Source organism: Micromonospora sp. NPDC023966, from assembly GCF_040639095.1.
GTDB lineage: Bacteria > Actinomycetota > Actinomycetes > Mycobacteriales > Micromonosporaceae > Micromonospora.
Window position 1 is genome coordinate 1 of the sequence record NZ_JBEZZJ010000053.1, and the last position, 25,564, is coordinate 25,564.

Sequence of the window (25,564 nt, forward strand, 5' to 3'; positions counted from 1 at the left end):
GTGCCGCCCGGGGCGTCCCCCGGGCGCCGGCGGGGGGGCCCCCCCGCCGGGGGGGGCCCCCCCCCGCCCCGCCCCCCGCGCCGGGCCGCCGCCGCCTGAAGCGGGGGGTGGGTCAGCTGATGCCGGCGTCGGCGCAGAGCTTGGCGAAGTTGCCGGTGCAGAGCTCGTCCTTGGTGATGTAGCCGTCGGCGACGACGTCCTTGACGTTGTCCTTGTAGATCGCCTTCGGCTCGAGCAGGACGGCCGGGACGTCCCGTCCACCCTCCGGGTCCTTGACCGTCTGGCCGGTGTCCTTCTTCTCGCCCTTGGCCAGCGCGATGGCCAGGTCGGCGGCCGCGTCGGCCTCCTTCTTGACCGCCTTGTACACCGTCATGCACTGGTCGCCGAGGAGGATGTTCTGCAGGCCCTCCTTGGTGGCGTCCTGGCCGGTCACCGGGACCTTGCCGTTGAGCTTGTTCTTCTTCAGCACGGAGATGGCCGCGTTGCCGAGACCGTCGTTGGCGGCGAGCACGCCGTCGATCTTGCCGCCGGCCTTGGTGAGCTGCTGCTCGAAGATCGTGGCCGCCTGCGCGTTGTCCCAGGCCGGCACGGAGTCGTCGGCGACCTTCGTGTACTCCTTCGAGTCGAACTTCGGCTTGAGCACCGAGTCGTACCCGTTCTTGAACAGGGTCGCGTTGTTGTCGGTCGGCGAGCCGTTGAGGTAGGCGATCGACGGGTTCTTGGCGCCCTTGTCGGTCAGGCACTTGCTCAGGCCCTCGCCCTGGAGCTTGCCGACCGCCTCGTTGTCGAAGCTGACGTAGTACTGCGCGGAGCCGCCCAGGGTCAGCCGGTCGTAGTCGATGGTGGCGACGCCCTGCGACTTGGCCTTGTCGAGCACGGCCTTGCCGGTGCCGGAGTCCAGGTTGACGATCATCAGCACGTTGACGCCGTTGGTGATCATCTGGTCGGCGATGGTCTGGAAGGCGTTCTTGTCGTTCTGGGCGTTCTGGATGTCCGAATCGACGCCGGCCTTGTCGAACGCCTCCTTGAGGAACTTGCGGTCCGCGCCCTCCCAACGGGCGGAGGACTTGCTGTCCGGGAGGATGACGCCGATCTTCGGCTTCTTGTCGGGGGAGCCGCCGGCCTGGTCCGAAGAACCGCCGTTGTCACCGCAGGCGGCCATGCTGCCGGTCGCCAGAAGACCGACGGCCGCGAAGGTGAGGAAGCCCTTGCGCATATGCATGGGTCCTTTCGGGGGTTGGGGGAGTTGTCGGTGGTTTGTTGTGCCCGGCAACGTATTCCTCCCTTCCCGAGCCGCGCAAGAGAGCCGAGGTCAGAAGTTTGTTGGCGGCGGTAACAATTCAGCAACGCAACTGACACCCACCGTCAACCAGCAGAGAGCGCTCCCCGGCCCGACGTGCGGAAACGCTCCCACGGCCGGGCAGGGCGGTTCAGCGGGTGGCGATGGGCGCGGTGACGGCCCCCGTCAAGGCGACCAGGTCACCCGGGGCGAGTTGCAGTTGCAGGCCCCGACGCCCCGCCGAGACATAGACGGTCGGATGCTCCAGCGCGGAGGCGTCGACGACCGTGGGCAGCTGCTTGCGCTGGCCGAGCGGGCTGATCCCGCCGCGGACGTACCCGGTGGTCCGCTCGGCCAGGGTGCGGTCCGCCATGGCCGCCCGCTTGCCGCCCACCGCGGCGGCGAGGGCCTTGAGGTCCAGCTCCCCGGTGACCGGCACGACCGCCACGGTCAGCCCGCCGTCGACCTCGGTGACCAGCGACTTGAACACCTGGGCCGGGGGCACCCCGAGGGCCGCCGCGACCAGCGCGCCGTAGTTCGGCGCGTCCGGCGAGACGTCGTACGGGTGGGTGCTGTGGGAGATCTTCCGTTTGGTCAGCAGTGCCGTCGCCGGAGTGCCCTGTCCCGCCATGAGCGACAAGCTAACCGGCCGCCGCCCGGCGGGCGAGCGGAAAACCGTCAGGCGGGAACCGGCCGGCAGATCAGCACGGTGGGGGCCCCGGCGACCCGGGTCAGCACCAGGCTGGCCGCCGCGTCGCCGGCCAGCTTCAGGTCCCGGCGCAGCTTCTCCGGCTCCAGCGCCGAACCGCGCTTGAGGATCTCCACCCGGCCCACCCGGCGCTCCCGCAGCAGGGTGCGCAGCCGCTTCAGCGAGAACGGCAGCACGTGGGTGATCTCCAGACAGCGGGCGAACGGGGTCGGCCGGGCCTCGTCGCCGTAGAGGTAGGCGATGCTCGGGTCGGCCAGCGTCGCGTCGAGGTCGCCGGCCAGCTCGGCGACCAGGTGCGCGCGCACCACCGCCGGGTCCGGGTCGTACAGGAAGCGGCGGGCCGCCCCGACCGGGGCCTCCGCGTCACCCGCGCCGGTCAGCACGTGTGCGGCGTCGCCCCGGAGCAGGGTGGCCCGGCGGGGCACCGCGGCCAGCGCGCCGCACCAGAGCGCGGCCTCGACCAGGTCGCCGTCGACGCTCACCCACTCGGCCTCGGCGCCCGCCGGGATCAGCGCGTGGTCCAGCCCCGGGGCCACCTTCACCACCGTGTGCGGCACCTGCCCGGCCAGCCCGGTCACGAAGTCCCAGGGCGGCGAGTAGGCGTTCGGGTCGAAGATCCGCCGGCCGGTGCCGGCCTTCCGCCGGGCCGGGTCGCAGAAGACCCCGTCCACCCGGGTCACGTCGAACGCCGTGGCGTCCCCGCACTCCACCGTGAACCGGTCGGCCAGCCCGGCCGCCTCGGCGTTCGCGGCGGCCATCGCGGCGGTCAGCGGGTCGGCCTCGACGCCGTACACCCGGATGCCGGCCCGGGCCGCGGCGAGCGCGTCCGCCCCGAGGCCGCAGCCCAAATCGGCGAGCGTGGCGACGCCCGCCGTGCGCAGTCGCTCCGCCCGGCGCCGCGCCACGACCCCCCGGGTGGCCTGCTCCAGGCCCGCCCGGGTGAAGAACATGCCTAGTGCCGCCGGGCCGAACTTGCCGACCGCGCGGCGGCGCAGCTCCGCCTGGGTCAACGCCGCCGCCGCGAGGCCCGCCGGCACCCCGCCGGAGCGGAGCACGGCCGCCGCCCTCAGCGGGTCGCCGCCGGCCACCCGCGCCGCCGCGTCGAGCGCGGCCGACCCCTCGGGGGTACGCAGGGCGGCGAACTGATCCAGGTCCACGCGGGCATTCTCCCGGCAGCGTCCGCTCCGGCTGGCCCGGACCCCTGCGATGGTCGTGATCGACTCCAGCTCGGCGGGGTGGCGGTGTCCGGGGTGTGCGGATGCCGCCATGTCGGCGACCTGGAGTCGATCGATCGCGCTCGGCGGCCGGACCCCGACGGTGGGGTCAGCGAGGGGCCGGGGCGGCGGCGACGAAGGCCCGCCAGCTCGCCGGGTCGAAGGTGAGCACGGGGCCGGTCGGGTCCTTGCTGTCCCGGACGGCCACGACGCCCGGCAGGTCGTCGGCGACCTCGACGCAGGCACCACCGTTGGCGTTGCTGCGGGACGCCTTGCGCCAGGAGGCGCGGCTCAGGTCCATGTCGTCACCACTTCCTCGATCAGCCGGGCGGACTGTCGGCATGGCAGCGCCTCACCGGCGACAGTCTCCCAGCGCCGCCCGAGGGTGGCAATGTCGTTCGGGCCGTCCACGGTCTGCCCGCGAAGTTGGTTGTCGAGGTGGCCCAGCTCGGCGCCGCTCGCGAGGCGGGCCAGGATGAACGGCCCGCCGAGTCCGATGTGCCAGGGGGAGCCGGCCGGCACCAGGCGCACCTGCACGTTCGGCTCGGCTCCGACCTCCAGCAGGTGCGCCAACTGCTCGCGCATCGCGGCCCGGTCGCCGACCTGTCGGCGCAGCGCCTGCTCCTCCAGCACCGCGACGAACTGTGGTCGCTGGTCGCCGGTCAGCACAGCCTGCCGGGCGAGCCGGGCCACCACCCTCGCCTCGACCTCCTCGATCGTCATAGCCCCGCCCATGCTGAGCATCGCCCGCGCATAGCCCTCGGTCTGCAGCAGGCCGGGGATGACGGTGGGGTCGTACCAGCGGAGTGAGGTTGCCTCCCGTTCGATCTCCTCCCACGGGCGGAACCAGTCCGGCGCGGCGTGGAACCGGATCAGCTCCAGCATGGTGGCGAAGAGGCCGCCGGTCTTGAGCACCGCGTCGACCCGGGCCACGTAGTCCGGCCGGACCGGCCGTTCGCCGGTCTCCACCGCGCTGACCTGCGACGACGAGTAGTTGACCAGCTTTCCCAGCTCCTCCTGGCTCAGCCCACGCGCCTGCCGCGCCCGCCGGAGCTGGTCACGCAGGAACGTCAGCGTCGGCACCTGGGTCATCCGGCCCTCCTTCCTCGACGGCTTCGGCTCCGGAAGGTAGGGATCCGGTCACCGCACGTCGAGGCGCTCCGGGCGTGTTGCGGGAACGAGTGGCGGAACTGTGGCGACACGAGGTGCGGCGCGTTGGCACTCTCCTTGACGGAGTGCTAGCCGAGGAATAACCTGCGATTAGCACTCTCACCCTGAGGGTGCCAACGCCCGGGCCCTGGTGTCCGGGGGTTGAGCGCCAGGCGGACCGGCACCCGCGACGACGGCCCCGCCCGGTGGCATGTGGCAGATTGACGCTGGTCGGCGTGCCGACCGGCAACGACACCAAGTACCCCAGGAGGGTATGCCCGTGACTACCGCGACCAAGGTTGCGATCAAGCCGCTCGAGGACCGCATCGTGGTCCAGGCGAACGAGGCCGAGACCACCACCGCCTCGGGCATCGTGATCCCCGACACCGCCAAGGAGAAGCCGCAGGAGGGCACCGTCCTCGCTGTCGGCCCGGGCCGGATCGACGACAAGGGCAACCGCGTGCCGATCGACGTCAAGGTCGGCGACACCGTCCTCTACTCGAAGTACGGCGGCACCGAGGTCAAGTACGCCGGCGAGGAGTACCTGGTGCTCTCCGCCCGCGACGTCCTCGCGGTCATCGAGAAGTAAGCAACCGATCAGTGTCGTTGCCCCGGTCCGGCTCGCCGGGCCGGGGCAACGACGCTTCGAAGGGATACAGATGGCGAAGATCCTGAGCTTCTCGGACGACGCCCGGCACCTGCTGGAGCACGGTGTCAACGCCCTCGCGGACGCGGTCAAGGTCACTCTCGGCCCGCGCGGGCGCAACGTCGTCCTGGACAAGAAGTTTGGTGCGCCCACGATCACCAACGACGGCGTGACCATCGCCAAGGAGATCGAGCTCACCAACCCCTACGAGAACCTCGGCGCGCAGCTGGTCAAGGAGGTGGCGACCAAGACCAACGACGTCGCCGGCGACGGGACCACCACCGCGACCGTGCTGGCCCAGGCCATGGTCCGCGAGGGCCTGCGCAACGTGACCGCCGGAACCAACCCGGCCGGCCTCAAGCGGGGCATCGACGCGGCGGCCGCCAAGGTCTCCGAGGCGCTGCTCGGCCGGGCCGTCGAGGTGGCCGACAAGGAGTCGATCGCGCACGTCGCGACGATCTCCGCGCAGGACGCCACCATCGGCGAGCTGATCGCCGAGGCGATGGAGCGGGTCGGCCGCGACGGTGTCATCACCGTCGAGGAGGGCTCCGCCCTCACCACCGAGCTGGAGGTGACCGAGGGTCTCCAGTTCGACAAGGGCTTCATCTCGCCGAACTTCGTCACCGACGTGGAGGGGCAGGAGGCGGTCCTTGAGGACCCGTACATCCTGATCACCACGCAGAAGATCTCGGCGATCGAGGAGCTGCTGCCGCTGCTGGAGAAGGTTCTCCAGAACAACAAGCCGCTGCTCATCATCGCCGAGGACGTCGAGGGCCAGGCCCTGTCCACGCTGGTGGTCAACGCGATCCGCAAGACCATCAAGGTCTGCGCCGTGAAGGCCCCCGGCTTCGGCGACCGCCGCAAGGCGATGCTCCAGGACATGGCGATCCTGACCGGCGCCGAGCTGGTCGCCCCGGAGTTGGGCTACAAGCTCGACCAGGTCGGCCTCGAGGTGCTCGGCACCGCCCGCCGCGTGGTGGTCGACAAGGAGAACACCACGGTCGTCGACGGTGGCGGCCAGGCCGCCGAGGTCGCCGACCGGGTCGCCCAGATCCGCAAGGAGATCGAGGCCTCGGACTCCGAGTGGGACCGGGAGAAGCTGGCCGAGCGGCTGGCGAAGCTCTCCGGCGGCATCGCGGTGATCAAGGTCGGCGCGGCCACCGAGGTCGAGATGAAGGAGCGCAAGCACCGCATCGAGGACGCCATCGCCGCGACCAAGGCCGCGGTCGAGGAGGGCACGGTCCCGGGTGGCGGCGCCGCCCTGGCCCAGATTCTGCCGGTGCTCGACGACGACCTGGGCTTCACCGGTGACGAGAAGGTCGGCGTCTCGATCGTGCGCAAGTCGCTGGTCGAGCCGCTGCGCTGGATCGCCCAGAACGCCGGCCACGACGGCTACGTGGTGGTGCAGAAGGTCGCCGGCCAGGAGTGGGGCAACGGCCTCGACGCCGCCACCGGCGAGTACGTCGACCTGGTCAAGTCCGGCATCCTCGACCCGGTGAAGGTGACCCGCAACGCGGTCACCAACGCAGCGTCGATCGCCGGCCTGCTGCTCACCACCGAGAGCCTCGTGGTGGAGAAGCCGGAGAAGGCCGAGCCGGCCGCCGCCGGTCACGGCCACGGCCACGGGCACGGCCACCAGCACGGCCCGGGCTTCTGATCCCGCGCCGTACGGCCTGACGTCAGGGCACACCGCCACCCGGCGGTGTGCCCTGACCCGTATCCGCTTACGGAACGGTGACGAGGTTGGCGGTCGCGCGCTCCGACCGACGACACTGGTCGCCGTGAGCAGCATCTCGCGCGGTCGAGCCGCGCTGGCCGGGGTCACCGCGGCGGCCGTCGCGATCGGGGTGGCCGAACCGGTGGCCGTCCTCACCGGGCCCCGGTCCGCGCCGCTGATCGCGGTCGGCGGGCTGGTGGTCGACGTGGTGCCCGAGCCGCTCAAGCAGTTCGCCATCGCGGTCTTCGGCCGGTACGACAAGATCGCCCTGCTGGTGGGTACGGCGGTGCTGCTGGCCGCGATCGCCGCGCTGCTCGGCGTGCTGGCGGCCCGGCGGCTCCGGATCGGCCTGGCCGGCATCGCGGCGTTCGCCGCCCTCGGGGTGGCCGCCGCGCTGACCCGGGCCGGCGCGGACGCCTCCGACGCGCTGCCCTCCCTGGTCGGCGGCGGGCTGGGGGCGCTCACGCTCTGGGCCTTCCTGGCCGGCCCGCTGCGGGGGGACGCCGAGCCGTCGACCTCGTCCCGGCCGTCGGCCACCTCGCAGACGCCGGCGCCGGCCACGCCGCCCGAGCCCTCGCTGTCCGCGCCCACACCGCCCCCGATCGTCGCCGCGCTCGCACCCGAGGAGCCCTCGGCCGGGTGGGAGCCGCTGGAGCCCGGCGACCACGAGTCGCGACGGCGGTTCCTGCGCGGCGTCGGCCTGCTGGCCGGCACGGCGGCGGTTGCCGGGCTCGGCGGGCACTGGCTGGCCGGGCGGCGGGGCGTCTCGGCGGCCCGGGAGGCGGTGAAGCTGCCCACCCCGGTCGCACCCGCCGCGCCGGTGCCGGCCGGCGCGGACCTCGCGGTGAACCGGCTCGCCCCCTTCGTCACCCCGAACCGGGAGTTCTACCGGATCGACACCGCCCTGGTGGTGCCGCAGGTGGACCCGGCGACCTGGCGGCTGCGCATTCACGGCCGGGTCCGCAACCCGATCGAGCTGAGCTTCGACGACCTGCTCGCCCGGCCGATGGTCGAGCGGTACGTCACCCTGGCCTGCGTCTCCAACGAGGTGGGCGGAGACCTGATCGGCAACGCTCGCTGGCTGGGCGTGCCGATCAAGGAGTTGCTGGACGAGGCGGAGCCGGAGGAGGGGGCGGACCAGGTGGTCGGCCGGTCGGTCGACGGCTGGACCTGCGGCACTCCCACCGCGGTGCTGCGCGACGGGCGGGACGCGCTGCTCGCGGTCGGGATGAACGGCGAGCCGCTGCCGGTCGAGCACGGCTTCCCGGTGCGGATGGTGGTGCCCGGCCTCTACGGGTACGTCTCGGCGTGCAAGTGGGTGACCGAGCTGGAGCTGACCAGGTTCGCGGACTTCGACGCGTACTGGGTGCCGCGCGGGTGGTCGGCGCAGGGGCCGATCAGGACGCAGTCCCGGATCGACACGCCCCGCCCGCGCAACCGGCTCACCGCAGGTCCGGTCATGGTGGCCGGGGTGGCCTGGGCCCAGCACCGGGGCATCCGCACCGTCGAGGTACGCGTCGACGACGGCCCGTGGCGGGAGGCGACCCTGGCCCCGACGGTCTCGGTGGACACCTGGGTGCAGTGGTCGTGGCGCTGGGACGCCACGCCGGGCGAGCACACCCTCCAGGTCCGGGCCACCGACGCCGCCGGGGAGACCCAGCCGGAGCGGCGGCGCCCGGTCGCCCCGGACGGCGCCACCGGCTGGCACACCGTCACCGTGACGGTGGGCTGACGCGGACGTCTTGTCCGATGGATGCGGACATACCGGACTGATCCTCGCTAATCTCGTCCGGTGGAGGACAGGCGGGGGCGCAGGCGCTCACTGATCCACGGCTACGGCGCGGCCCGGCGGGCCAGTTGGCTGGAACTCTTCTTCGACCTGGTCTTCGTGGTCGCGGTGTTCCGGCTCGGCCAGCTGCTGGTGGCCGACCCGTCGGCACGCGGGGTGCTGATCTTCGCCGGCCTGATCAGCGCGGTCTGGTGGCTGTGGTTCAGCTTCTCCTACTTCGCCGACCTCTTCGACGACGACCGCCCGCCGAGCCGGCTGGTGCAGCTCACCGCGATGCTCGGGGTGCTGGCGCTGGCCGCCTCCCTGCCCGGCGCGAGCGCCGCCGACGCGAACCGGTTCGCGGTGACCTACGGACTCCTGCTCGTGCTGCTCGCCGGGTCGTACGGCGTCGTGGGGTGGATCGACCTGGAGGCCCGGGACTTCTGCCGGTGGAACGCCGGCGGCTTCCTGGTCGCCGCCGCGCTCTGGTTCGGCTCGCTGCTGGCGCCCGCACCCGGCCGGTACGCGGTCTGGGCGGTCGCGCTGGTGCTCAACGCGGCGGTCGCCGGACCGCTGGCGTACGCCCTGGCGCGGCGCGCACCCACCCAGAAGTCGCACATGCCGGAACGCTTCGGCCTGTTCACCATCGTCGTGCTGGGGGAGGCGGTCCTTGCGGTGGCGAACGGCATCGACGCCGGCGGCTGGCGGCCGGCCTCGGTGGCGATCGGGGTCGCCGGGTTCGTCATCGCGTGCGGGATCTGGTGGGTGTACTTCCTCGCCACGTACGACCGCGAGGCGGGCAACCGGGTGCTGCAGGCCGGGCGGCAGGCGATCCTGCGCAGCTACCTCTACGCCTACGGGCATCTGGTGGTCTACGCGGCGATCGTGGCGGCGGGGGTCGCCGTCGAGCTGGCGGCGGAGGCGGCGGCCGGTCACGGCCCCGGAGCCGTCGTGGTCGGTCGGCTGCTGGGCGGCAGCCAGGTGGCGATGATGACCGGTTGCGTCGTCATCTACCGCGGCATCAGCCTGTCGGTCAGCCGCCCGGTCGGGCTGACCCAGGCCGGCCTGGCGCTGGTGGCGCTGGTGGTCGCGCTGGCGGGGTTGCCGCCGCTGGTCGCGGTCCCGCTCGTCGCGGTGCCGTGGGTGGTGCTGACGGTCGTCGAGCAGTGGTCCGCGTCGGAGATGGAGGGCTGAGCCCACGCCGCGGCCCGCTCCGCGGGGGAGCGGGCTGCGGCGGTGGTGCCGGCGGCTCAGACCGCGACGCGCCCGCCGTCGACCGGCAGGATCGCGCCGTGCACGAAGCTCGCCCGGTCGGTGGCCAGGAAGGTGACCGCCTCGGCGATCTCCTCGGCCGAGCCGGGACGCCCGGCGGGGGCCATCGTCGCCAACTGGTCGAGGTCCTCGCCCATGACGGCGGTGCCCTCCGTGCGGGTGGGGCCGGGGCTGACCCCGTTGACCCGGACCCCGTGCGGCCCGTACTCGGCCGCCCAGGACTTGGTGAGCAGCACCAGGGCGGCCTTGCTCGCCCCGTACAGGCTCATCCCCGCCATGCCGAACTCGGCGACCATCGTGGTCAGGTTGATGATCGCCCCGTGGCCCCGCTTCGCCATCTCCGGCGCCAGCTCGGCCACCAGGAAGTACGGCACCTTGACGTTCAGCGCGAACACCGCGTCGAAGGTCTGCTCGCTGGTCTGCTCGGTGGGGCCGAACGGGTAGATGCCCGCGTTGTTGACCAGGATGTCGACCTCACCGGCCAGCTCCCGGGCCCGGGCGGCGAGTTCCCGCGCGGACGCCTCGTCCCGCAGGTCGACGGCCACGAAATCGGCCCGCCCACCGCTCGCGCGGATGTCCCGGACCACCTGGTTGCCCCGCTCGGGATCCCGGCCGGAGATCACCACGTGTGCGCCGAGCCGGGCCAGCGCCGTGGCGGCCGCCCGGCCGATGCCGCTGTTGCCACCGGTCACCAGTGCCGACCGGCCCTGCAGTTCCGTGCTCATCCTTCACCCACTCCTGTTCCGCGCCTGCACGGCGCCGGTCGGGCGTGTCCCGACCAGTGGGTGCAAGTCGGCGGGCGGCCGGCTTTTTCCCGCCGGGTTGATCGAGGAACTTATGGCCGCCATAAGCGACCGCGGGCTACTCCGCCTCGCGCATCTCCAGGGTGGCGATCAGCTGACCGAGATCGCGCCGGTGGGAGCTGGCCGGCCACGCGGCCCAGGTGCGCCGGACGAGGGGATGGCCGACCAGCGGGGCCCAGGTGACCGACTCGGGGAGCGGCTGCGACCAGCGGGGCGGTGCCAGCGCGAAAGCCGTGCCCGCGGTCACGGCGGCGAGCTTGACCTCGGCGATCAGCTCCTGTCCCTCGGGCGCGGCGGGTCCGAGATCCAGGCCGTGGCTGCGCAGGATCGCGGTCAGCTCGTCATACCAGGCGGGGCTGCCGGAGCGCGGGAAGCCGACCCAGTCCAGCCCGGCGAGCGCGTCCAACCGGATCCCGTCCGGCCCGGCGACGGCGGCGGCCTGCGCGGTGGCCAGCAGCACGCCCAGCCGTTCCTCGACGACCGGTACGGCGTCCAGGTCGGCGCCGATCGGGTGTTCGCGGACCAGCCCGACGTCCAACTCACCGGCGCGCAGCGCGGCGAACTGTGCGGCGGTGGACAGGTGGCGGGCCTGGACCCGGGTAGCCGGAAAGGCCACCGCCAGCTCGGCGAGCGGCCGGGTGAGCAGGTCGGCGGGCAGCTCCAGCGGGATGCCGAGCCGGAGCACGCCGCCGCCCGTCGCGCCGTGCCGGTTGACCGCGGCCACCGCCTGCTCGTATCGCGCCAGCAGCGCCCGGGCCTCGGTCAGCAACGTCAGGCCCGCCTCGGTGGCCCGTACGCCGGTGCTGCTGCGGACCAGCAGCGGCACCCCGAGCTGCCGCTCCAGCCCGTTCATGGTCTGGGACAGCGCCGGCTGGCTGAGGTGCAACCGGCGGGCCGCCGCGGACAGGCTCCCCTCCTCGACGACCACCACGAACGCCCGCATCTCCCGCAGTTCCACCGGCCCATCAGATCACGCACCGCGGGGGCCGCCGGGCGGGAAGCCGCCACGCGGACGACGCCGCGCCCGGGGGCTCCGGGCGCGGCGTCGGGGTGGTCGGTGCGGAACGGTCAGGCGATCTTCCGCTGATCCGGAACGGTCTTGCGCTGATCCGGGACGGCGGACTTGTGGGGCCGGCCGAGGCGGGCCTCCAGCCGGGCGACGTCCACCCGGCTCTGCCGGCGGTCGGCCAGGTCCTCCCAGCCGAGGGCGAGCAGCCGCAGCCGCTCCGACTCGCTGAAGCCGCCCCACACGCCGTAGGGCTCGCGGACCGAGAGGGCGTGCGCGGCGCACTCGGCGCGCACCGGGCAGGCGCGGCAGACCGCCTTGGCGCCGGACTCGCGGCGCAGCCGCGACGAGCCGCGCTCGCCGTCGGGGTGGAAGAACTGGGCGCTGTCGCGCCCCCGGCAGGCACCGAGCCGCTGCCAGTCCCAGAGGTCGACAATGGGTCCGGGCAGCCTGCGTACGTTCGACATCAGCACCCCTCCTCCCGCGCGGCACCGCGGAGAATCTCGTGGCCAGCTCCTACCGGGCGGTGGTCCGCGCGGGACACCGTTTCCGGAGTGACCCCTCGGTACCCGGGCTTTCCCGCGCTCACACATCTGTGATCGAAAACCTCGGACAGTCGGCGGCATATGCCCCATCTGCCGGAAAAGTTCGGATGATTGCCCGGAACCTCCTCCCGGGCACACCCCGTCGTGGTCTGCTCTGAGGCGGAGAGGAGACCACTGTGCGTAGCGTTCTCGTGTGCGTTCGGACACCACTCGCGGCCCAGCATTTGACCTCCGCGGCGGCGCGGCTCGGGCTGTCCGGCGTGCTCCGGACGGCCGTCTCCGATCCCGAGGTGATGTTGCGGCTCGCCGAGCGCCCGGTCGACGTCGTGCTCGCCGACACCGCCCTCACGCGGCCGGACAGCGCCGGCTTCGTCCGGCGGGTGCTCGCCCGCGCCCCGCAGGCCGCGGTGCTGCTGCTCGGCGCCGAGGAGTCCGAGGCGGCCGCGGCCACCATCAGCGCCGGGGCGCGGGGCCTCATCCAGAACGCCGACCACGACCTGACCAGCGCGGTCGCCAAGGCCCTGCTGCTGCTCTCCGCCCCCGGCCGGCCCACCCGGCACCGGGTCAGCGACCCGGCCCGGGACGCCGCGGCGGTCGGCGGGCCGACCCGGTCCACCGCGCCGGGGCGTACCCCGGCCGGGCCACCGTGGCCGGCGAGCCCGGCGGAGGGTCCCGGCGGCGGGCCCACGGTGGTGCCCGTGCAGCGCGGCGAGGACGCCGCCGACCCGGCGGCCGCCGAGGCGGAGCCGGCGCCTGCGGGCGGCCCGCAGCGGCCGGCGCGCACCCCGCGCAGCGCCATCGGGCTCACGGAGCGTGAGCTTCAGGTGCTGCTCGGCATGGCCGAGGGGAAGAGCAACGCGGAGATTGGGCGGGAGCTGTTCGTCTCGGAGGACACCGTCAAGACGCACGCCCGCCGGCTGTTCCGCAAGCTCGGCGCGCGCGACCGGGCGCACGCCGTGGCCGCCGGCTTCCGCGCCGGCCTGGTCGCCTGAGCCGCCGGTCAATCCTCCGCGGCGGCGTCGTCGGTGCCTTCGGTGAGGGTGTCGTGCACGCCGTCCGCGTAGCCCCGGGCGTAGTCCCAGCTCACGTAGTGGTCCGGGTCGGGGTCGTAGGCCGGCTCGTGCACCCGGGGCCGCCCGGAGTTGAGCAGGTGCCGCAGGTTGCCGCGGAGCAGGTCCCAGTCGAAGTAGTGCGGCTCGCGGCAGTCCTCGCACTCGATGACCAGCCCGCGGACCCCGATCGGCTGGAGCAGGGCCTGGTAGATCTCCAGGTCGGCGAGATCCTCCAGGACGTCCTGCCGCTCGATCTCGGTCAGCGGGTCGAGCGGGTCGGCCTCGCGCGGGTCGTGCAGGCCGGCAGCCGGATCGGCCGGGTCGCCGTTGAACGGGTCGATGGGCTCGTCGTGCACCCCCTCACCGTAGACCCCGACCGGCCGGAAAGCCCGCCCCCGGGACTCCCTGTGGCGCCGCCTACCCGGGCCCGCCGCTGCCGGGGGCGGGCCAGGTCAATGGGTACGATGAAGCGACGCGCCGTCACCCCGGCGTGCGCCGGTGCCCGCGCGCGCCGCCTCGCTGCAGCCCGTCCGACCAGCTCAGGGGAGCAATCGTGGAGAATTCGCCCAGCACCGAGATCCCGGCCGGCCGCGACGGCGGTGAGCTGGGCGGTCACCTGCCCGAGCTGCCCGCCGGCTCGGCCCGGGTGGTGCCGCTCGGGCTGACCTTCGACGACGTGCTCCTCCAGCCGGGCGAGTCGGACGTCGTGCCGAGCCGGGTCAACACCCGCACCCGGCTCACCCGCCGCATCGAGCTGACCGTCCCGCTGCTGTCCAGCGCCATGGACACCGTCACCGAGGCGCGGATGGCGATCGCCATGGCCCGCCAGGGCGGCATCGGCGTGCTGCACCGCAACCTCTCCGTGGAGGACCAGGCGCTCCAGGTCGACCTGGTCAAGCGCTCCGAGTCCGGCATGATCACCAACCCGGTGACCGCCAGCCCGGACGACACCCTCCGCGAGGTCGACGCGCTCTGCGGCCGCTACCGCATCTCCGGTGTGCCGGTGGTCGACGGGCAGGGCGAGCTGGTCGGCATCGTGACCAACCGCGACATGCGCTTCGTCTCCGACCCGGCCACCCCGGTCCGCGACATCATGACCCGGACCCCGCTGATCACCGCCCCGGTCGGGGTGAGCAAGGACGACGCCCTCGACCTGCTGCGCCGCCACAAGGTCGAGAAGCTGCCGATCGTCGACGAGGCCGGCAAGCTGCGCGGGCTGATCACGGTCAAGGACTTCACCAAGAGCGAGCAGTACCCGAACGCCACCAAGGACGAGGCCGGCCGGCTCCGGGTGGCCGCCGCGGTGGGCGTCGGCGAGGACGCGTACAAGCGGGCCCGCACCCTGGTCGACGCCGGGGTGGACGTGCTCATCGTGGACACCGCGCACGGCCACCAGCGGGCCGTGCTGGAGATGGTCGCCCGGCTCAAGAAGGACGTGGCCATCGACATCGTCGGCGGCAACATCGCCACCTACGCCGGCGCCCGGGCGCTGGTCGACGCGGGCGCCGACGGCATCAAGGTGGGCGTCGGCCCGGGCGCCATCTGCACCACCCGGATCGTGGCCGGGGTGGGCGTACCGCAGATCACCGCGATCATGGAGGCGTCCCGGGCGGCCCGCCCGGCCGGCGTGCCCGTGATCGGCGACGGCGGCATCCAGTATTCCGGCGACATCGCCAAGGCGCTGGTGGCCGGCGCCGACACGGTGATGCTCGGCAGCCTGCTGGCCGGCTGCGAGGAGAGCCCGGGCGAGCTGATCTTCATCAACGGCAAGCAGTACAAGGCGTACCGGGGGATGGGCTCGCTCGGCGCGATGCAGTCGCGGGGCCAGGCCAAGTCCTACTCCAAGGACCGCTACTTCCAGCAGGACGTGCTCGCCGAGGACAAGCTGGTCCCCGAGGGCGTCGAGGGCCAGGTGCCCTACCGGGGCCCGCTCGCCCAGGTCGCCCACCAGCTCACCGGCGGGCTCCGCGCCGCCATGGGGTACGTCGGCGCCGAGAGCATCCCCGAGCTGCACCGCCGCGGCCAGCTCATCCGGATCACCGCGGCCGGCCTCAAGGAGAGCCACCCGCACGACATCCAGATGACCGTCGAGGCGCCCAACTACCACTCCCGCTGACCCACCACCCCCAACCACCAGGAGTCCCCCATGCGTGACGTGGTCGAGATCGGGCTGGGCAAGACCGCGCAGCGCGGCTACCACCTGGACGAAATCGCCATCGTGCCGAGCCGCCGCACCCGGGACGTCGACGACGTCTCCACCGCGTGGCAGCTCGACGCCTACCAGTTCGGCATCCCCTGCGTCGGCCACCCCTCCGACGCGACCATGAGCCCGTCCTCGGCGGTGCGGCTCGGCCAGCTCGGTGGCCTCGGTGTGCTCAACGTCGAGGGCCTCTGGACCCGCTACGAGAACCCGGCCAAGGTGCTGGAGGAGCTGGCCGGCCTGGACGAGGACGCCCGGGCCACCAAGCGGCTCCAGGAGGTCTACGCGGAGCCGATCCGCCCCGACCTGATCGCCGAGCGGGTCCGCGAGCTGCGGGCCGGCGGCGGCACCGTGGCCGTCCGGGTCTCCCCGCAGCACACCCTGACGCTCGCCCCGGTGATCCTCGACGCCGGCGTCGACATCCTGGTCATCCAGGGCACCATCGTCTCCGCCGAGCACGTCTCCACCACCGACGAGCCGCTCAACCTCAAGGAGTTCATCGCCGACCTCGACCTGCCGGTCATCGTCGGCGGCTGCACCGACTACAAGACTGCGCTGCACCTGATGCGCACCGGCGCGGCCGGCGTGATCGTCGGCATCGGCGGCGACGACTGGTCCACCACCGAGTCGGTGCTCGGCATCCGGGTGCCGATGGCCACCGCCATCGCCGACGCCGCCGCGGCCCGCCGCGACTACCTCGACGAGACCGGCGGCCGGTACGTGCACCTGATCGCGGACGGCGACATGCAGACCTCCGGCGACATCGCCAAGGCGCTGGGCTGCGGCGCGGACGCCGTGATGCTGGGCGAGCCGCTGTCGCTCTGCGAGGAGGCCCCGGCCGGCGGCGCCTGGTGGCACTCGGCCGCCAGCCACCCGTCGCTGCCGCGCGGCGCGTTCGAGGTGGCCGGGGAGCCGCTCGGCTCCATGGAGAAGCTGCTCTTCGGCCCGGCCGACGAGCCGGACGGCCAGCTCAACCTCTTCGGCGGGCTGCGCCGCGCGATGGCCAAGTGCGGCTACCGCGACCTCAAGGAGTTCCAGAAGGTCGGCCTGGTCCTCGACCGCTGACCCGGGTGACCGGCCGACGGCGCGGGTGCGGATTCCGGTCCCACCCGCGCCGTCGCACATTTACGCTCGGCGGATGACGCGCGGCCGACGGTGGTGCGCGGCGGTGCTCGCCGTCGCGTTGCTGGCCGGCGGCTGCACGGGAGACGACGACGAGCGGTTCCATCCGGGCGCCGCGGACGCGGGAGACCCGTACGTGCCGGGGGCCGGCAACGGCGGCTACGACGTCGGGCACTACGCGCTGAAGATCCGCTACGACCCGGCCGACGACCGGCTCACCGGCGAGGCCGTCCTGACCGCCACCGCCACCCAGGCGCTGTCCCGGTTCCAGCTCGACCTGGCCGGCCTGACCGTCGACCGGGTACGCGTCGACGGCGCCCCGGCGAAGCACCGGCGCGACGGGGCCGAGCTGGTCGTCACCCCGGCACGCGGCCTGCCGGCCGGGCAGCGGTTCACCGTCGACGTGACCTACGGCGGGGTGCCGAAGCCGCTGCCCAGCACGGAGCTGGGCGACGGCGGCTTCCAGGCCACCGCGGACGGCGCGATCGCGCTGGGCCAGCCGGAGTCGGCGAGCACCTGGTACCCGGTCAACGACCACCCCTCCGACAAGGCCACCTACGACATCGAGGTGACCGTCCCGGACGGGCTCGCCGCGCTGAGCAACGGGGTGCCGAAGGGCACGGAGAGCAGCGGCGGCTGGACCACCTGGCGCTGGTCCGAGGGCGCCCCGATGGCCGGCTACCTGTCCACCCTGGTGATCGGCGACTACCGGGTCCGGACCGCCACCCACGCCGGGAAGCCGATGGTCACCGCCGTCGCCGGCACGTTGCCGACGGACGGGCCGGCCGCCGCCTCGGTGGCCCGCACCGGGGAGATCGCCGACTTCCTGGCCGGCCGCTTCGGGCCGTACCCGTTCGACGCGTACGGCGGGATCGTGGTGGCCGACGAGCGGATCCGGTACGCGCTGGAGACCCAGTCCCGGCCGGTCTACGGGCCCGGCTTCTTCCGGGGCGCCCGCCCGAACACCGAGGTGGTCGCGCACGAGCTGGCCCACCAGTGGTTCGGCGACAGCGTCTCGGTGGCCCGGTGGAGCGACCTCTGGCTCAACGAGGGCTTCGCCACGTACGCGGAATGGCTCTGGGCGGAGCACGACGGCGGGCGCACCGTCGAGCGGGCCTTCGCCGACCGGTACGCGGTCACCGACTGGAGCCGGCCCTCGGTAGACCCGGGCCGCGCCGCGATGTTCGGCGACGCGGTCTACCAGCGCGGCGCGCTCGCCGTGCACGCGCTGCGCCGTGCGGTCGGCGACGAGACCTTCTTCCGCATCCTGCGCGGCTGGCTGGCCGAGCGGCGGGACGGCACCGCCACCACAGCCGACTTCGTCGGGTACGCCGAGCGGACCGCCGGGAAGCCGCTGCGCGCGCTCTTCGACGCCTGGCTCGTCGGGGCGACCGCGCCCGCCCTGCCGTGACGCGGACGTGACGGACGCCGGTTAGGCTGCCGCGGGCGGAGCGGCCCCGGGCAGGGCCGCCACGGTTCTGGTCCGGGAGGGATCGAGGCGATGGCGCGGCGCGGCGGACGACGACGTCTGGGGCTGCTGACCTGCGGAGCGTTGCTGCTCGCCGGCTGCGGCTCGGCCGAGCCGGACCGGGCGGCGCCGGCGCTCACCGCGTCCAGCCCGGCGGCCGAGCGCAGCTTCGCGCCCGGTGCGCCGGGCGCCGGCGACACCTACTTCCCGACCTACGGCAACGGCGGCTACGACGTCGCCCACTACACCGTGAAGGTGCGCTACGACCCGGCGACCGACCGGCTCACCGGCACCACCACCCTGCGCGCCACGGCGACCGCCAACCTGTCGGCGTTCAACCTGGACCTGGCCGGGCTGACGGTCCGGTCGGTCACCGTGGACGGGGCGAAGGCCGGCCACGCCCGCACCGACGACGAGCTGGTGGTCACCCCGGCCACCGGCCTCACCTCCGGCAACGGCTTCGTCGCCGAGATCCGGTACGACGGCCGGCCGGCCGCGCTGGACAACGACGTGCTCGGCGAGGGCGGCTGGCTGCACACCGACGACGGGGCTATCGCGCTCGGCCAGCCGGAGTCGGCGAGCACCTGGTACCCGGTCAACGACCACCCCTCCGACAAGGCCACCTACGACTTCGAGATCACCGTGCCGAAGGGGCTCACCGCGGTCGGCAACGGCGTCCCGAAGGGACGGAGCACCAAGGGCGACTGGACCACCTGGCGCTGGTCCGAGGGGTCCCCGATGGCCAGCTACCTGACCACGGTGGTGATCGGGAAGTTCCGGATCACCACCGGTGAGCACAAGGGACGGCCGGTCTACAGCGCGGTCACCACGCAGGTGGCCGAGGGCGCGCCGGACCGGTCGATCGCGCGGACCGTCGAGGTGGCCGACTACCTGGAGAGCATCTTCGGGCCGTACCCGTTCGGCGCGTACGGCGGGGTGGTGGTCGCCGACGACCGGATCCGGTACGCGCTGGAGACGCAGAGCCGGCCGGTCTACTCGGCCGGGTTCTTCCGGCAGGGCGACAACACCGGCGTGATCGCGCACGAGCTGGCCCACCAGTGGTACGGCGACAGCGTCTCCGTCCAGCGCTGGCAGGACATCTGGCTCAACGAGGGGCTGGCCACGTACGCCGAGTGGCTCTGGGCCGAGCACGCCGGGGAGTCCACCGTCCAGCACACCTTCGAGCAGAAGTACGGGACCACGTCGAGCCAGGTCTGGCGTACGCCGCCGGGCAGGCCGGGGGTGGCGAACCTGTTCGGCCGGTCGGTCTACGAGCGGGGCGGGATAACCGTGCACGCGCTGCGGGTGGCGGTCGGCGACAGCGCCTTCTTCACCATCCTGCGCACCTGGGCGGCGGAGAACAAGAACGGCAACGCCACCACCGACGAGTTCGTGGCGCTCGCCGAGCGGGTCTCCGGCAAGAACCTCGACAAGCTCTTCGACGCCTGGCTCTACGGCACCGAGCGCCCGGCGGCTCCGAAGCCGCTCTGAGTCAGTTCTTCACCCGGAGCGACGGGTGGGCGGCCAGGTACGCGTCGGCGCTGCCGCCCCGCAGCGCGGCGAGGAACTCGCGGCCCACCGGGCGCAGTTGCTCGCCCTGGTAGGACCCGCCGCTGCCCACCCCGTCGCCGGGGAGGCCGACCAGGACGAACTTCTCCGCCGGCAGGCCACCCAGGGCGTACGCGAAGTCGACCAGCCGGCGGCCGCCGCCGACGTACACCAGGGTCTTGCCGAGCGCGTCGACCACCTGCTGGACCCGGTCCGGGTCGCGGGCCAGCCCCTGGTCGAGGATCTTCCGGGCCAGCGCCCGGATCAGCTGCTGCTGGTGCCGCTGGCGGGTGTAGTCGCCACCGGCGGTGTAGCGCTGGCGGGCGTAGTCCAGCGCCTGCCAGCCGGTCAGGTGCCGGTTGCCCGGCTGGTAGATCATCTGCGGCCCGGTGTAGGTGCTGCCGGACCGGTCCCGGTAGCGCCCGTCCGGCCGGCGGTGGATCGAGGCGACCCGCTGGTCCACGTAGAGGTCCACACCGCCGAGGGTGTCGACCAGCTTGTCGAAGCCGCCGAACGTGAGCACCGCGCCGGCGTCGATGCGCAGCCCGGTGTACCGGCTGACCGTGGTGCGCAGCAGCTCGTACCCCTGCGCGGTGCTGGGGTGCGCCTTGTCGCCGGGGATCCGGCTGCCGTAGCTCATCGCGTGGGTGAGCTTGGTCCGGCCGCCCGGGTAGCCGGCCTTCGGGTAGGCCGGGATGTCGACCACCAGGTCGCGGGGGAGCGAGAAGAGGTACGCGCGCCCCAGCCCGGCGGGCACGTGCAGCACCAGCACGGCGTCGGCGTGCGGCTCCCAGCCGGGCACGCTGATCCGGGTGTCCACCCCGACCAGCAGGAGGTTGAGCGGCCCCTTCAGGTCGGCGCCGGGCGGCGGGGTGGGGCTGGACGTCACCGGGGCCGGGGTGGTCGGCGCGGCGGACGGGCTCGGCGTGGCCGGGCCGGCGACCGGGCCGGGCGAGGGGCGGGAGACCAGCCGCGTGGCCACCACCGCGCCGGCGGCGACCAGCACCACGGCCACCAGGGCGGTCAGTCCCAGCACCCACCGTCGTCGCGTCATCGTGGTCTCCTCTCCCCGTGTTCCACCTGACGCGCGACGGGTGGCCGTCGGTTGCCCGGGCGGGATCCCCGTTTGATCGAGCGCTCTGCATGATCTGCGAAAAACTCTCGCTGGCGCTACAGCTACCCGTCGGTAATGATGCCTCCATGCGGTACGACGTGGTCGTCATCGGGTCCGGTTTCGGCGGCAGCGTCACCGCGCTCCGGCTGGCCGAGAAGGGTTACACCGTCGGGGTCCTGGAGGCCGGCCGGCGTTTCGCCGACGACGAGTTCCCCCGGACCTCCTGGCGAGTCCGGCGCTTCCTGTGGGCCCCGAAGCTCGGCTGCTACGGCCTCCAGCGGATCACCCTGCTCCGCTCGGCCGACCGGAAGGCCGGCGGTGGGGTGCTGGTGCTCGCCGGCGCCGGAGTGGGCGGCGGCTCGCTGGTCTACGCGAACACGCTCTACGAACCGCTCGACGCGTTCTACGCCGACCCGCAATGGCGGGACATCACCGACTGGCGCGACGAGCTGGCCCGCCACTACGACCAGGCGAAGCGGATGCTCGGCGTCACCACGTACCCGGTCGTCACCGGGGCGGACCGGGCCATGCGGGCGGTGGCCGAGCGGATGGGGGTGGGGCACACCTTCCACGCGACGCCGGTGGGCGTGCACATCGGCCGCCCCGGCGAGCGGGTGCCCGACCCGTACTTCGGCGGGGTCGGGCCGGACCGGACGGGTTGCAGCCACTGCGGCTCGTGCATGACCGGCTGCCGGCACGGCGCGAAGAACACCCTGGTCAAGAACTACCTCTGGCTGGCCGAGCGGCTCGGCGCGCAGGTCCACCCGCTGACCACGGTGACCGCGGTGCGCCCGGCCGCCGACGGCGGCTACGAGGTGCACACCGAGCGCACCGGCGCCCGGCTGCGCAAGCGCCGTCAGGTGATCCACGCCGACCAGGTGGTCTTCGCGGCCGGCGCGCTGGGCACCCAGCGGCTGCTGCACGAGATGAAGGCGACCGGCGCGCTGCCCGCCCTGTCGCCCCGGCTCGGCGAGCTGACCCGGACCAACTCGGAGGCCATCCTCGGCGCCTCGGTCGGGCCCGGCCAGGCCCGGCGGCGCGGCCTCGACTTCACCGAGGGGGTGGCGATCACCAGCTCGTTCCACCCCGACCCGCAGACCCACATCGAGCCGGTCCGCTACGGCAAGGGCTCCAACGCGATGGGCCTGCTCCAGTCGCTGCTGGTCGACGGCGGCCCGCACCGGATCCGGCGCTGGCTGGGCAGCATCGTCCGGCAGCCCGCGCTGGCCGCCCGGATGCTCTCGGTGCGCGGCTGGTCCGAGCGCACCGTGATCGCCCTGGTCATGCAGTCGGCCGACAACTCGCTCACCACCCGCTACCGGCGCGGTCGGCTCGGCCGCCGGCTGGTCTCCGGCCCGGGGCACGGCGCCCCCAACCCGACCTGGATCCCGGCCGGCAACGAGGCGGTCCGGCTGCTCGCCGAGGAGATCGACGGCACGCCCGGCGGGGCGGTCACCGAGCCGTTCAACATCCCGATGACCGCGCACATCCTGGGCGGCGCGGTGATCGGAGACAGCCCGGAGCGCGGGGTGATCGACCCGTACCACCGGGTGCACGGCCACCCCGGGCTGCACGTGGTGGACGGCGCGGCGGTCTCGGCCAACCTCGGCGTCAACCCGTCGCTGACGATCACGGCGCAGGCCGAGCGGGCCATGTCGTTCTGGCCCAACAAGGGGGACGAGGACCCCCGACCGCCGCTCGGCGCGCCCTACCGCCGGCTCGCCCCGGTGGCCCCGAAGCAGCCCGCCGTCCCGGCGCACGCCCCCGCCGCCCTGCGTCCCTGAGCAGGGCGGCGCGCGACACACCGGGGCGCGGCCCGCGCCGGGGGTGACTGTCGGTAAGGTTGCTGCACATGAGCACGCCTCGCCCCGTCCTCGTGGTGGACTTCGGAGCCCAGTACGCCCAGCTCATCGCGCGCCGCGTCCGCGAGGCGAAGGTCTACTCGGAGATCGTCCCGCACTCCATGCCGGTGTCCGAGATGCTGGCGAAGAACCCAGCCGCGATCATCCTGTCCGGCGGCCCGTCCAGCGTCTACGCGCCGGACGCCCCGCAGATCGACGCCGGGATGTTCGACGCCGGGGTCCCGGTCTTCGGCATCTGCTACGGCTTCCAGGCCATGGCCCAGGCGCTCGGCGGCACCGTGGCGCGCACCGGCAACCGCGAGTACGGCGGCACCCCGCTGCACGCCCGCCCGGAGGCCGGCGTGCTGCTCCGCGACCTCCCCGACGACCTGCCGGTCTGGATGAGCCACGGCGACTGCGTCACCGAGGCGCCGGCCGGCTTCGCGGTCACGGCCGAGTCGGCGGGCGCGCCGGTCGCCGCGTTCGAGGACCTGGCCGGCCGGCGGGCCGGGGTGCAGTTCCACCCGGAGGTCGGGCACACCGCGCACGGCCAGGAGATGCTCAGCCGCTTCCTGCACGACATCGCCGGCATCGAGCCGACCTGGACGCCTGAGAACATCATCGACGAGCAGGTGGCCCGGATCCGGGAGCAGGTCGGCGACAAGGAGGTCATCTGCGGCCTGTCCGGCGGCGTCGACTCGGCGGTCGCCGCGGCGCTGGTGCACAAGGCCGTCGGTGACCAGCTCACCTGCGTCTTCGTCGACCACGGCCTGCTCCGCGCCGGCGAGGCCGAGCAGGTGGAGAAGGACTACGTGGCCGCCACCGGCATCAAGCTCAAGGTGGTCGACGCCCGCGAGCGGTTCCTCGGCGCGCTGGCCGGGGTGACCGACCCCGAGCAGAAGCGCAAGATCATCGGCCGGGAGTTCATCCGGGTCTTCGAGGCCGCCGCCCGGGAGATCGCGGCGCACGGCGACGTCGAGTTCCTGGTGCAGGGCACCCTCTACCCGGACGTGGTGGAGTCCGGCGGCGGCACCGGCACCGCCAACATCAAGAGCCACCACAACGTCGGCGGCCTGCCGGAGGACCTGAAGTTCGCCCTGGTCGAGCCGCTGCGCACGCTGTTCAAGGACGAGGTCCGCACGCTCGGCCTGGAGCTGGGGCTGCCCGAGGCGATGGTCTGGCGGCACCCGTTCCCCGGCCCGGGCCTGGCCATCCGGATCATCGGCGCGGTCGACGAGGAGCGCCTCGCCGTGCTCCGCAAGGCCGACCTGATCGCCCGGCAGGAGCTCACCGCCGCCGGCCTCGACCGGGGTGTCTGGCAGTTCCCGGTGGTGCTCCTGGCCGACGTGCGCAGCGTCGGCGTGCAGGGCGACGGGCGCAGCTACGGGCATCCCGTGGTGCTGCGCCCGGTCTCCAGCGAGGACGCGATGACCGCCGACTGGTCTCGGCTGCCCTACGAGGTGGTGGCCCGGATCTCCACCCGGATCACCAACGAGGTCGCCGAGGTCAACCGGGTGGTCCTGGACGTGACCAGCAAGCCGCCGGGCACCATCGAGTGGGAGTGACGCCGAGTCAGGCCGCCGTCGGCGGCTGAGGCGCCGGCCGGGGCGCGGGCTCCGGCGTGGCCGCCGCCGGGTGCGGACCCGTGGCCGCCGGCGGGACCGGCGGCCAGCCGGGCGCGGTGCCCGGCGGGTGCGGCCAGGCGGGCGCACCCGCTGGCTCCTCGGGCATCAGGAACCACATGATCGGGTACGCGAGCGCGGCGAGCCCGCCGGTGAGCAGGGTCGCCACCGCGAAGCCCACCCGCACGAGGGTGGGGTCGACGGCGAAGTAGCGGCCGAGGCCGCTGGCCACGCCGGCGACCATCCGGTCGGTGACCGGCCGGCGGAGCTGCTTGTACGGGGCCTGGGAGGGGTTCGTCGAGGTCATGTCTCCACGGTCCCGCGCGGGCCGCCGGGCGACCTCGGTGACCGCCCGGACTCCTACCCTGACGCGTCCCTGAGGCGCCAGCCAAGAGTCAGGAATCCGACTCTTTTCGATGGCGGTAACCGCATCCGGGGAGAATTTCCTCCCGTGACCACCTTGCTGGAGCCGCTCCGCAGGATCGCGGCATACGCAGTTTGTGCTGATTCAGACGGCCGAGTGTTACTGGTCCGCGCATCGGAGCGCTCCGGCACCCCCGGCGCGTGGTCGCTGCCCGGCGGGGCGGTCGACCACGGGGAGGACCCCAAGCACACCGTCGTCCGGGAGACCGCCGCGGAGACCGGGCTCTCGGTGGCGGTCGCCGCGCTCCAGGACGTCCTCGCCGACATGCGGGCGCTGCCCGAGCGGGGCATCACGATCCACACCGACCGGCTGCTCTACACGGTCTCGGTGCGGGGCGGCACGCTCGCCGACCGGGTCGACCGCCCCACCGACCTGGCCCGCTGGTTCACCCTCGACGAGGCCCGGGAGCTGCCGCTGCGCTCGTTCGCCGCGCGCGCCCTGGGCCTGCCCACGGCCACCGACGACATCGTGCCGGAGGAGGTCCCCGAGTTCCCCTCCTTCTACGCCGTCCCGGGCCCGGACGGGCTGCACCGGGCGCAGCGCTTCGCCGCCTACGCCGTGGTGACCGACCCGGAGGAGCGGGTGCTGCTCACCCGGGTCTCCGACGGCTACCCGGGCGCCGGCTGCTGGCACCTGCCCGGCGGCGGCACCGACTACGGCGAGCAGCCGGGTGCCGCGCTGATCCGGGAACTGGTCGAGGAGACCGGGCAGACCGGCCGCCTGGTCGAGCTGCTCGGGGTGGCCAGCCACCGGGACGCCGCCTCGCTCGGCCCGGAGGGCTACCCGATCGACTGGCACGGCGTACGCGCCTTCTACCGGGTGGTCGTCGACCAGCCCGCCCCGCCCACGGTGGCCGACGTCGGTGGCTCCACCTGCGAGGCCCGCTGGTTCCGCCGCGAGGAGCTGGGGGCCCTGCCCACCGACCGCCTCACCGAGGTGACGGCCGAGGCCGTCCACGCCGCCCACCTGATCTGACTGTGAGGCTGGCTGGGTCGGTTCAGCAGTGGTGAGCTGATAGCTGGCAGCGGTGGGCGTGACTCTTGCTCTGACTGGCTTCGTGCCTTT

Annotated in this window: 23 protein-coding genes; 12 read left to right on the forward strand and 11 right to left on the reverse strand. The window is 73.5% G+C overall.

From position 1 onward, the window contains the following. Nucleotides 1–112: 112 nt before the first annotated feature. The 5 genes from AB0F68_RS33620 to AB0F68_RS33640 form a co-directional block, all read right to left on the reverse strand. Nucleotides 113–1,216, reverse strand: a complete 1,104-nt coding sequence (locus AB0F68_RS33620; protein ID WP_357345646.1) for a substrate-binding domain-containing protein — start codon at nucleotides 1,214–1,216, stop codon at nucleotides 113–115. Between the two features lie 214 nt (nucleotides 1,217–1,430). Beyond that, the gene (gene ybaK / locus AB0F68_RS33625) at nucleotides 1,431–1,910 is read right to left on the reverse strand and encodes a Cys-tRNA(Pro) deacylase (RefSeq protein WP_357345648.1); all 480 of its coding nucleotides are present in this window, start codon (nucleotides 1,908–1,910) and stop codon (nucleotides 1,431–1,433) included. 47 nt (nucleotides 1,911–1,957) lie between these two features. Continuing rightward, nucleotides 1,958–3,145: a methyltransferase domain-containing protein gene (locus tag AB0F68_RS33630; RefSeq protein ID WP_357345650.1), complete on the reverse strand. Its 1,188-nt coding sequence runs from the start codon at nucleotides 3,143–3,145 to the stop codon at nucleotides 1,958–1,960. Nucleotides 3,146–3,311: 166 nt separating this feature from the next. Further along, nucleotides 3,312–3,503, reverse strand: a complete 192-nt coding sequence (locus tag AB0F68_RS33635) for a DUF397 domain-containing protein (protein WP_357345652.1) — start codon at nucleotides 3,501–3,503, stop codon at nucleotides 3,312–3,314. Beyond that, nucleotides 3,494–4,294 (reverse strand): helix-turn-helix transcriptional regulator, encoded by an 801-nt coding sequence (locus AB0F68_RS33640; RefSeq protein ID WP_357345655.1) that lies wholly within the window; start codon nucleotides 4,292–4,294, stop codon nucleotides 3,494–3,496. Before AB0F68_RS33640 ends, AB0F68_RS33635 begins: the two co-directional genes overlap by 10 nt. A 331-nt stretch (nucleotides 4,295–4,625) precedes the next feature. On the opposite strand from AB0F68_RS33640, the gene groES reads away from it, so the two are divergent. From groES to AB0F68_RS33660, 4 genes are all read left to right on the forward strand, one after another. Then, nucleotides 4,626–4,940, forward strand: coding sequence for a co-chaperone GroES (gene groES / locus AB0F68_RS33645; RefSeq protein ID WP_018222648.1), 315 nt, complete (start codon nucleotides 4,626–4,628; stop codon nucleotides 4,938–4,940). 70 nt (nucleotides 4,941–5,010) lie between these two features. After that, nucleotides 5,011–6,654 carry a chaperonin GroEL gene (groL, locus tag AB0F68_RS33650; protein ID WP_357345657.1) on the forward strand — a complete coding sequence of 548 codons (1,644 nt, stop codon included), beginning with the start codon at nucleotides 5,011–5,013 and terminating at the stop codon, nucleotides 6,652–6,654. A 124-nt stretch (nucleotides 6,655–6,778) separates the two neighbouring features. Continuing rightward, nucleotides 6,779–8,446 carry a molybdopterin-dependent oxidoreductase gene (locus AB0F68_RS33655; RefSeq protein WP_357345659.1) on the forward strand — a complete coding sequence of 556 codons (1,668 nt, stop codon included), beginning with the start codon at nucleotides 6,779–6,781 and terminating at the stop codon, nucleotides 8,444–8,446. Between the two features lie 60 nt (nucleotides 8,447–8,506). Then, nucleotides 8,507–9,676: a low temperature requirement protein A gene (locus AB0F68_RS33660; protein WP_357345661.1), complete on the forward strand. Its 1,170-nt coding sequence runs from the start codon at nucleotides 8,507–8,509 to the stop codon at nucleotides 9,674–9,676. A 56-nt stretch (nucleotides 9,677–9,732) separates the two neighbouring features. Here the strand turns inward: AB0F68_RS33660 and AB0F68_RS33665 are convergent, their stop codons facing one another. From AB0F68_RS33665 to AB0F68_RS33675, 3 genes are all read right to left on the reverse strand, one after another. Then, nucleotides 9,733–10,479: an SDR family oxidoreductase gene (locus AB0F68_RS33665; RefSeq protein ID WP_357345663.1), complete on the reverse strand. Its 747-nt coding sequence runs from the start codon at nucleotides 10,477–10,479 to the stop codon at nucleotides 9,733–9,735. 136 nt (nucleotides 10,480–10,615) lie between these two features. Then, nucleotides 10,616–11,515, reverse strand: a complete 900-nt coding sequence (locus tag AB0F68_RS33670; protein ID WP_357345665.1) for a LysR family transcriptional regulator — start codon at nucleotides 11,513–11,515, stop codon at nucleotides 10,616–10,618. A gap of 110 nt (nucleotides 11,516–11,625) precedes the next feature. After that, nucleotides 11,626–12,030 (reverse strand): WhiB family transcriptional regulator, encoded by a 405-nt coding sequence (locus AB0F68_RS33675; RefSeq protein WP_357345667.1) that lies wholly within the window; start codon nucleotides 12,028–12,030, stop codon nucleotides 11,626–11,628. A gap of 254 nt (nucleotides 12,031–12,284) precedes the next feature. Between AB0F68_RS33675 and AB0F68_RS33680 the strand changes: the two genes are divergently transcribed. Beyond that, entirely contained in the window at nucleotides 12,285–13,100 is an 816-nt protein-coding gene (locus tag AB0F68_RS33680; RefSeq protein ID WP_357345669.1) for a response regulator transcription factor, read from the forward strand. Nucleotides 13,101–13,108: 8 nt separating this feature from the next. On the opposite strand, the gene AB0F68_RS33685 is transcribed toward AB0F68_RS33680, so the two are convergent. Continuing rightward, the gene (locus tag AB0F68_RS33685) at nucleotides 13,109–13,516 is read right to left on the reverse strand and encodes a DUF5319 domain-containing protein (protein ID WP_357345671.1); all 408 of its coding nucleotides are present in this window, start codon (nucleotides 13,514–13,516) and stop codon (nucleotides 13,109–13,111) included. Nucleotides 13,517–13,713: 197 nt separating this feature from the next. Here AB0F68_RS33685 and guaB point away from each other — a divergent pair, with 197 nt between their 5' ends. From guaB to AB0F68_RS33705, 4 genes are all read left to right on the forward strand, one after another. Further along, nucleotides 13,714–15,276, forward strand: coding sequence for an IMP dehydrogenase (gene guaB / locus AB0F68_RS33690; protein ID WP_357345673.1), 1,563 nt, complete (start codon nucleotides 13,714–13,716; stop codon nucleotides 15,274–15,276). Between the two features lie 30 nt (nucleotides 15,277–15,306). Further along, nucleotides 15,307–16,425: a GuaB3 family IMP dehydrogenase-related protein gene (locus AB0F68_RS33695; RefSeq protein ID WP_357345675.1), complete on the forward strand. Its 1,119-nt coding sequence runs from the start codon at nucleotides 15,307–15,309 to the stop codon at nucleotides 16,423–16,425. A gap of 73 nt (nucleotides 16,426–16,498) precedes the next feature. Further along, nucleotides 16,499–17,893, forward strand: coding sequence for a M1 family metallopeptidase (locus tag AB0F68_RS33700; protein ID WP_357345677.1), 1,395 nt, complete (start codon nucleotides 16,499–16,501; stop codon nucleotides 17,891–17,893). A gap of 90 nt (nucleotides 17,894–17,983) precedes the next feature. Continuing rightward, nucleotides 17,984–19,441 carry a M1 family metallopeptidase gene (locus tag AB0F68_RS33705; protein ID WP_357345679.1) on the forward strand — a complete coding sequence of 486 codons (1,458 nt, stop codon included), beginning with the start codon at nucleotides 17,984–17,986 and terminating at the stop codon, nucleotides 19,439–19,441. A 1-nt stretch (nucleotide 19,442) separates the two neighbouring features. On the opposite strand, the gene AB0F68_RS33710 is transcribed toward AB0F68_RS33705, so the two are convergent. After that, nucleotides 19,443–20,552, reverse strand: a complete 1,110-nt coding sequence (locus AB0F68_RS33710; protein WP_357345681.1) for an LCP family protein — start codon at nucleotides 20,550–20,552, stop codon at nucleotides 19,443–19,445. A 146-nt stretch (nucleotides 20,553–20,698) separates the two neighbouring features. Here AB0F68_RS33710 and AB0F68_RS33715 point away from each other — a divergent pair, with 146 nt between their 5' ends. Next, nucleotides 20,699–22,396 carry a GMC family oxidoreductase gene (locus AB0F68_RS33715; protein ID WP_357345682.1) on the forward strand — a complete coding sequence of 566 codons (1,698 nt, stop codon included), beginning with the start codon at nucleotides 20,699–20,701 and terminating at the stop codon, nucleotides 22,394–22,396. A gap of 68 nt (nucleotides 22,397–22,464) precedes the next feature. Then, complete coding sequence (gene guaA, locus AB0F68_RS33720; protein WP_357345684.1) at nucleotides 22,465–24,018, forward strand: glutamine-hydrolyzing GMP synthase; 1,554 nt, start codon at nucleotides 22,465–22,467, stop codon at nucleotides 24,016–24,018. 7 nt (nucleotides 24,019–24,025) lie between these two features. Here guaA and AB0F68_RS33725 read toward each other — a convergent pair whose 3' ends face one another. Next, nucleotides 24,026–24,382 carry a PspC domain-containing protein gene (locus AB0F68_RS33725; protein WP_357345686.1) on the reverse strand — a complete coding sequence of 119 codons (357 nt, stop codon included), beginning with the start codon at nucleotides 24,380–24,382 and terminating at the stop codon, nucleotides 24,026–24,028. A gap of 144 nt (nucleotides 24,383–24,526) precedes the next feature. Between AB0F68_RS33725 and AB0F68_RS33730 the strand changes: the two genes are divergently transcribed. Next, nucleotides 24,527–25,474, forward strand: coding sequence for an NUDIX domain-containing protein (locus AB0F68_RS33730; RefSeq protein WP_357345688.1), 948 nt, complete (start codon nucleotides 24,527–24,529; stop codon nucleotides 25,472–25,474). Nucleotides 25,475–25,564: the final 90 nt, after the last annotated feature.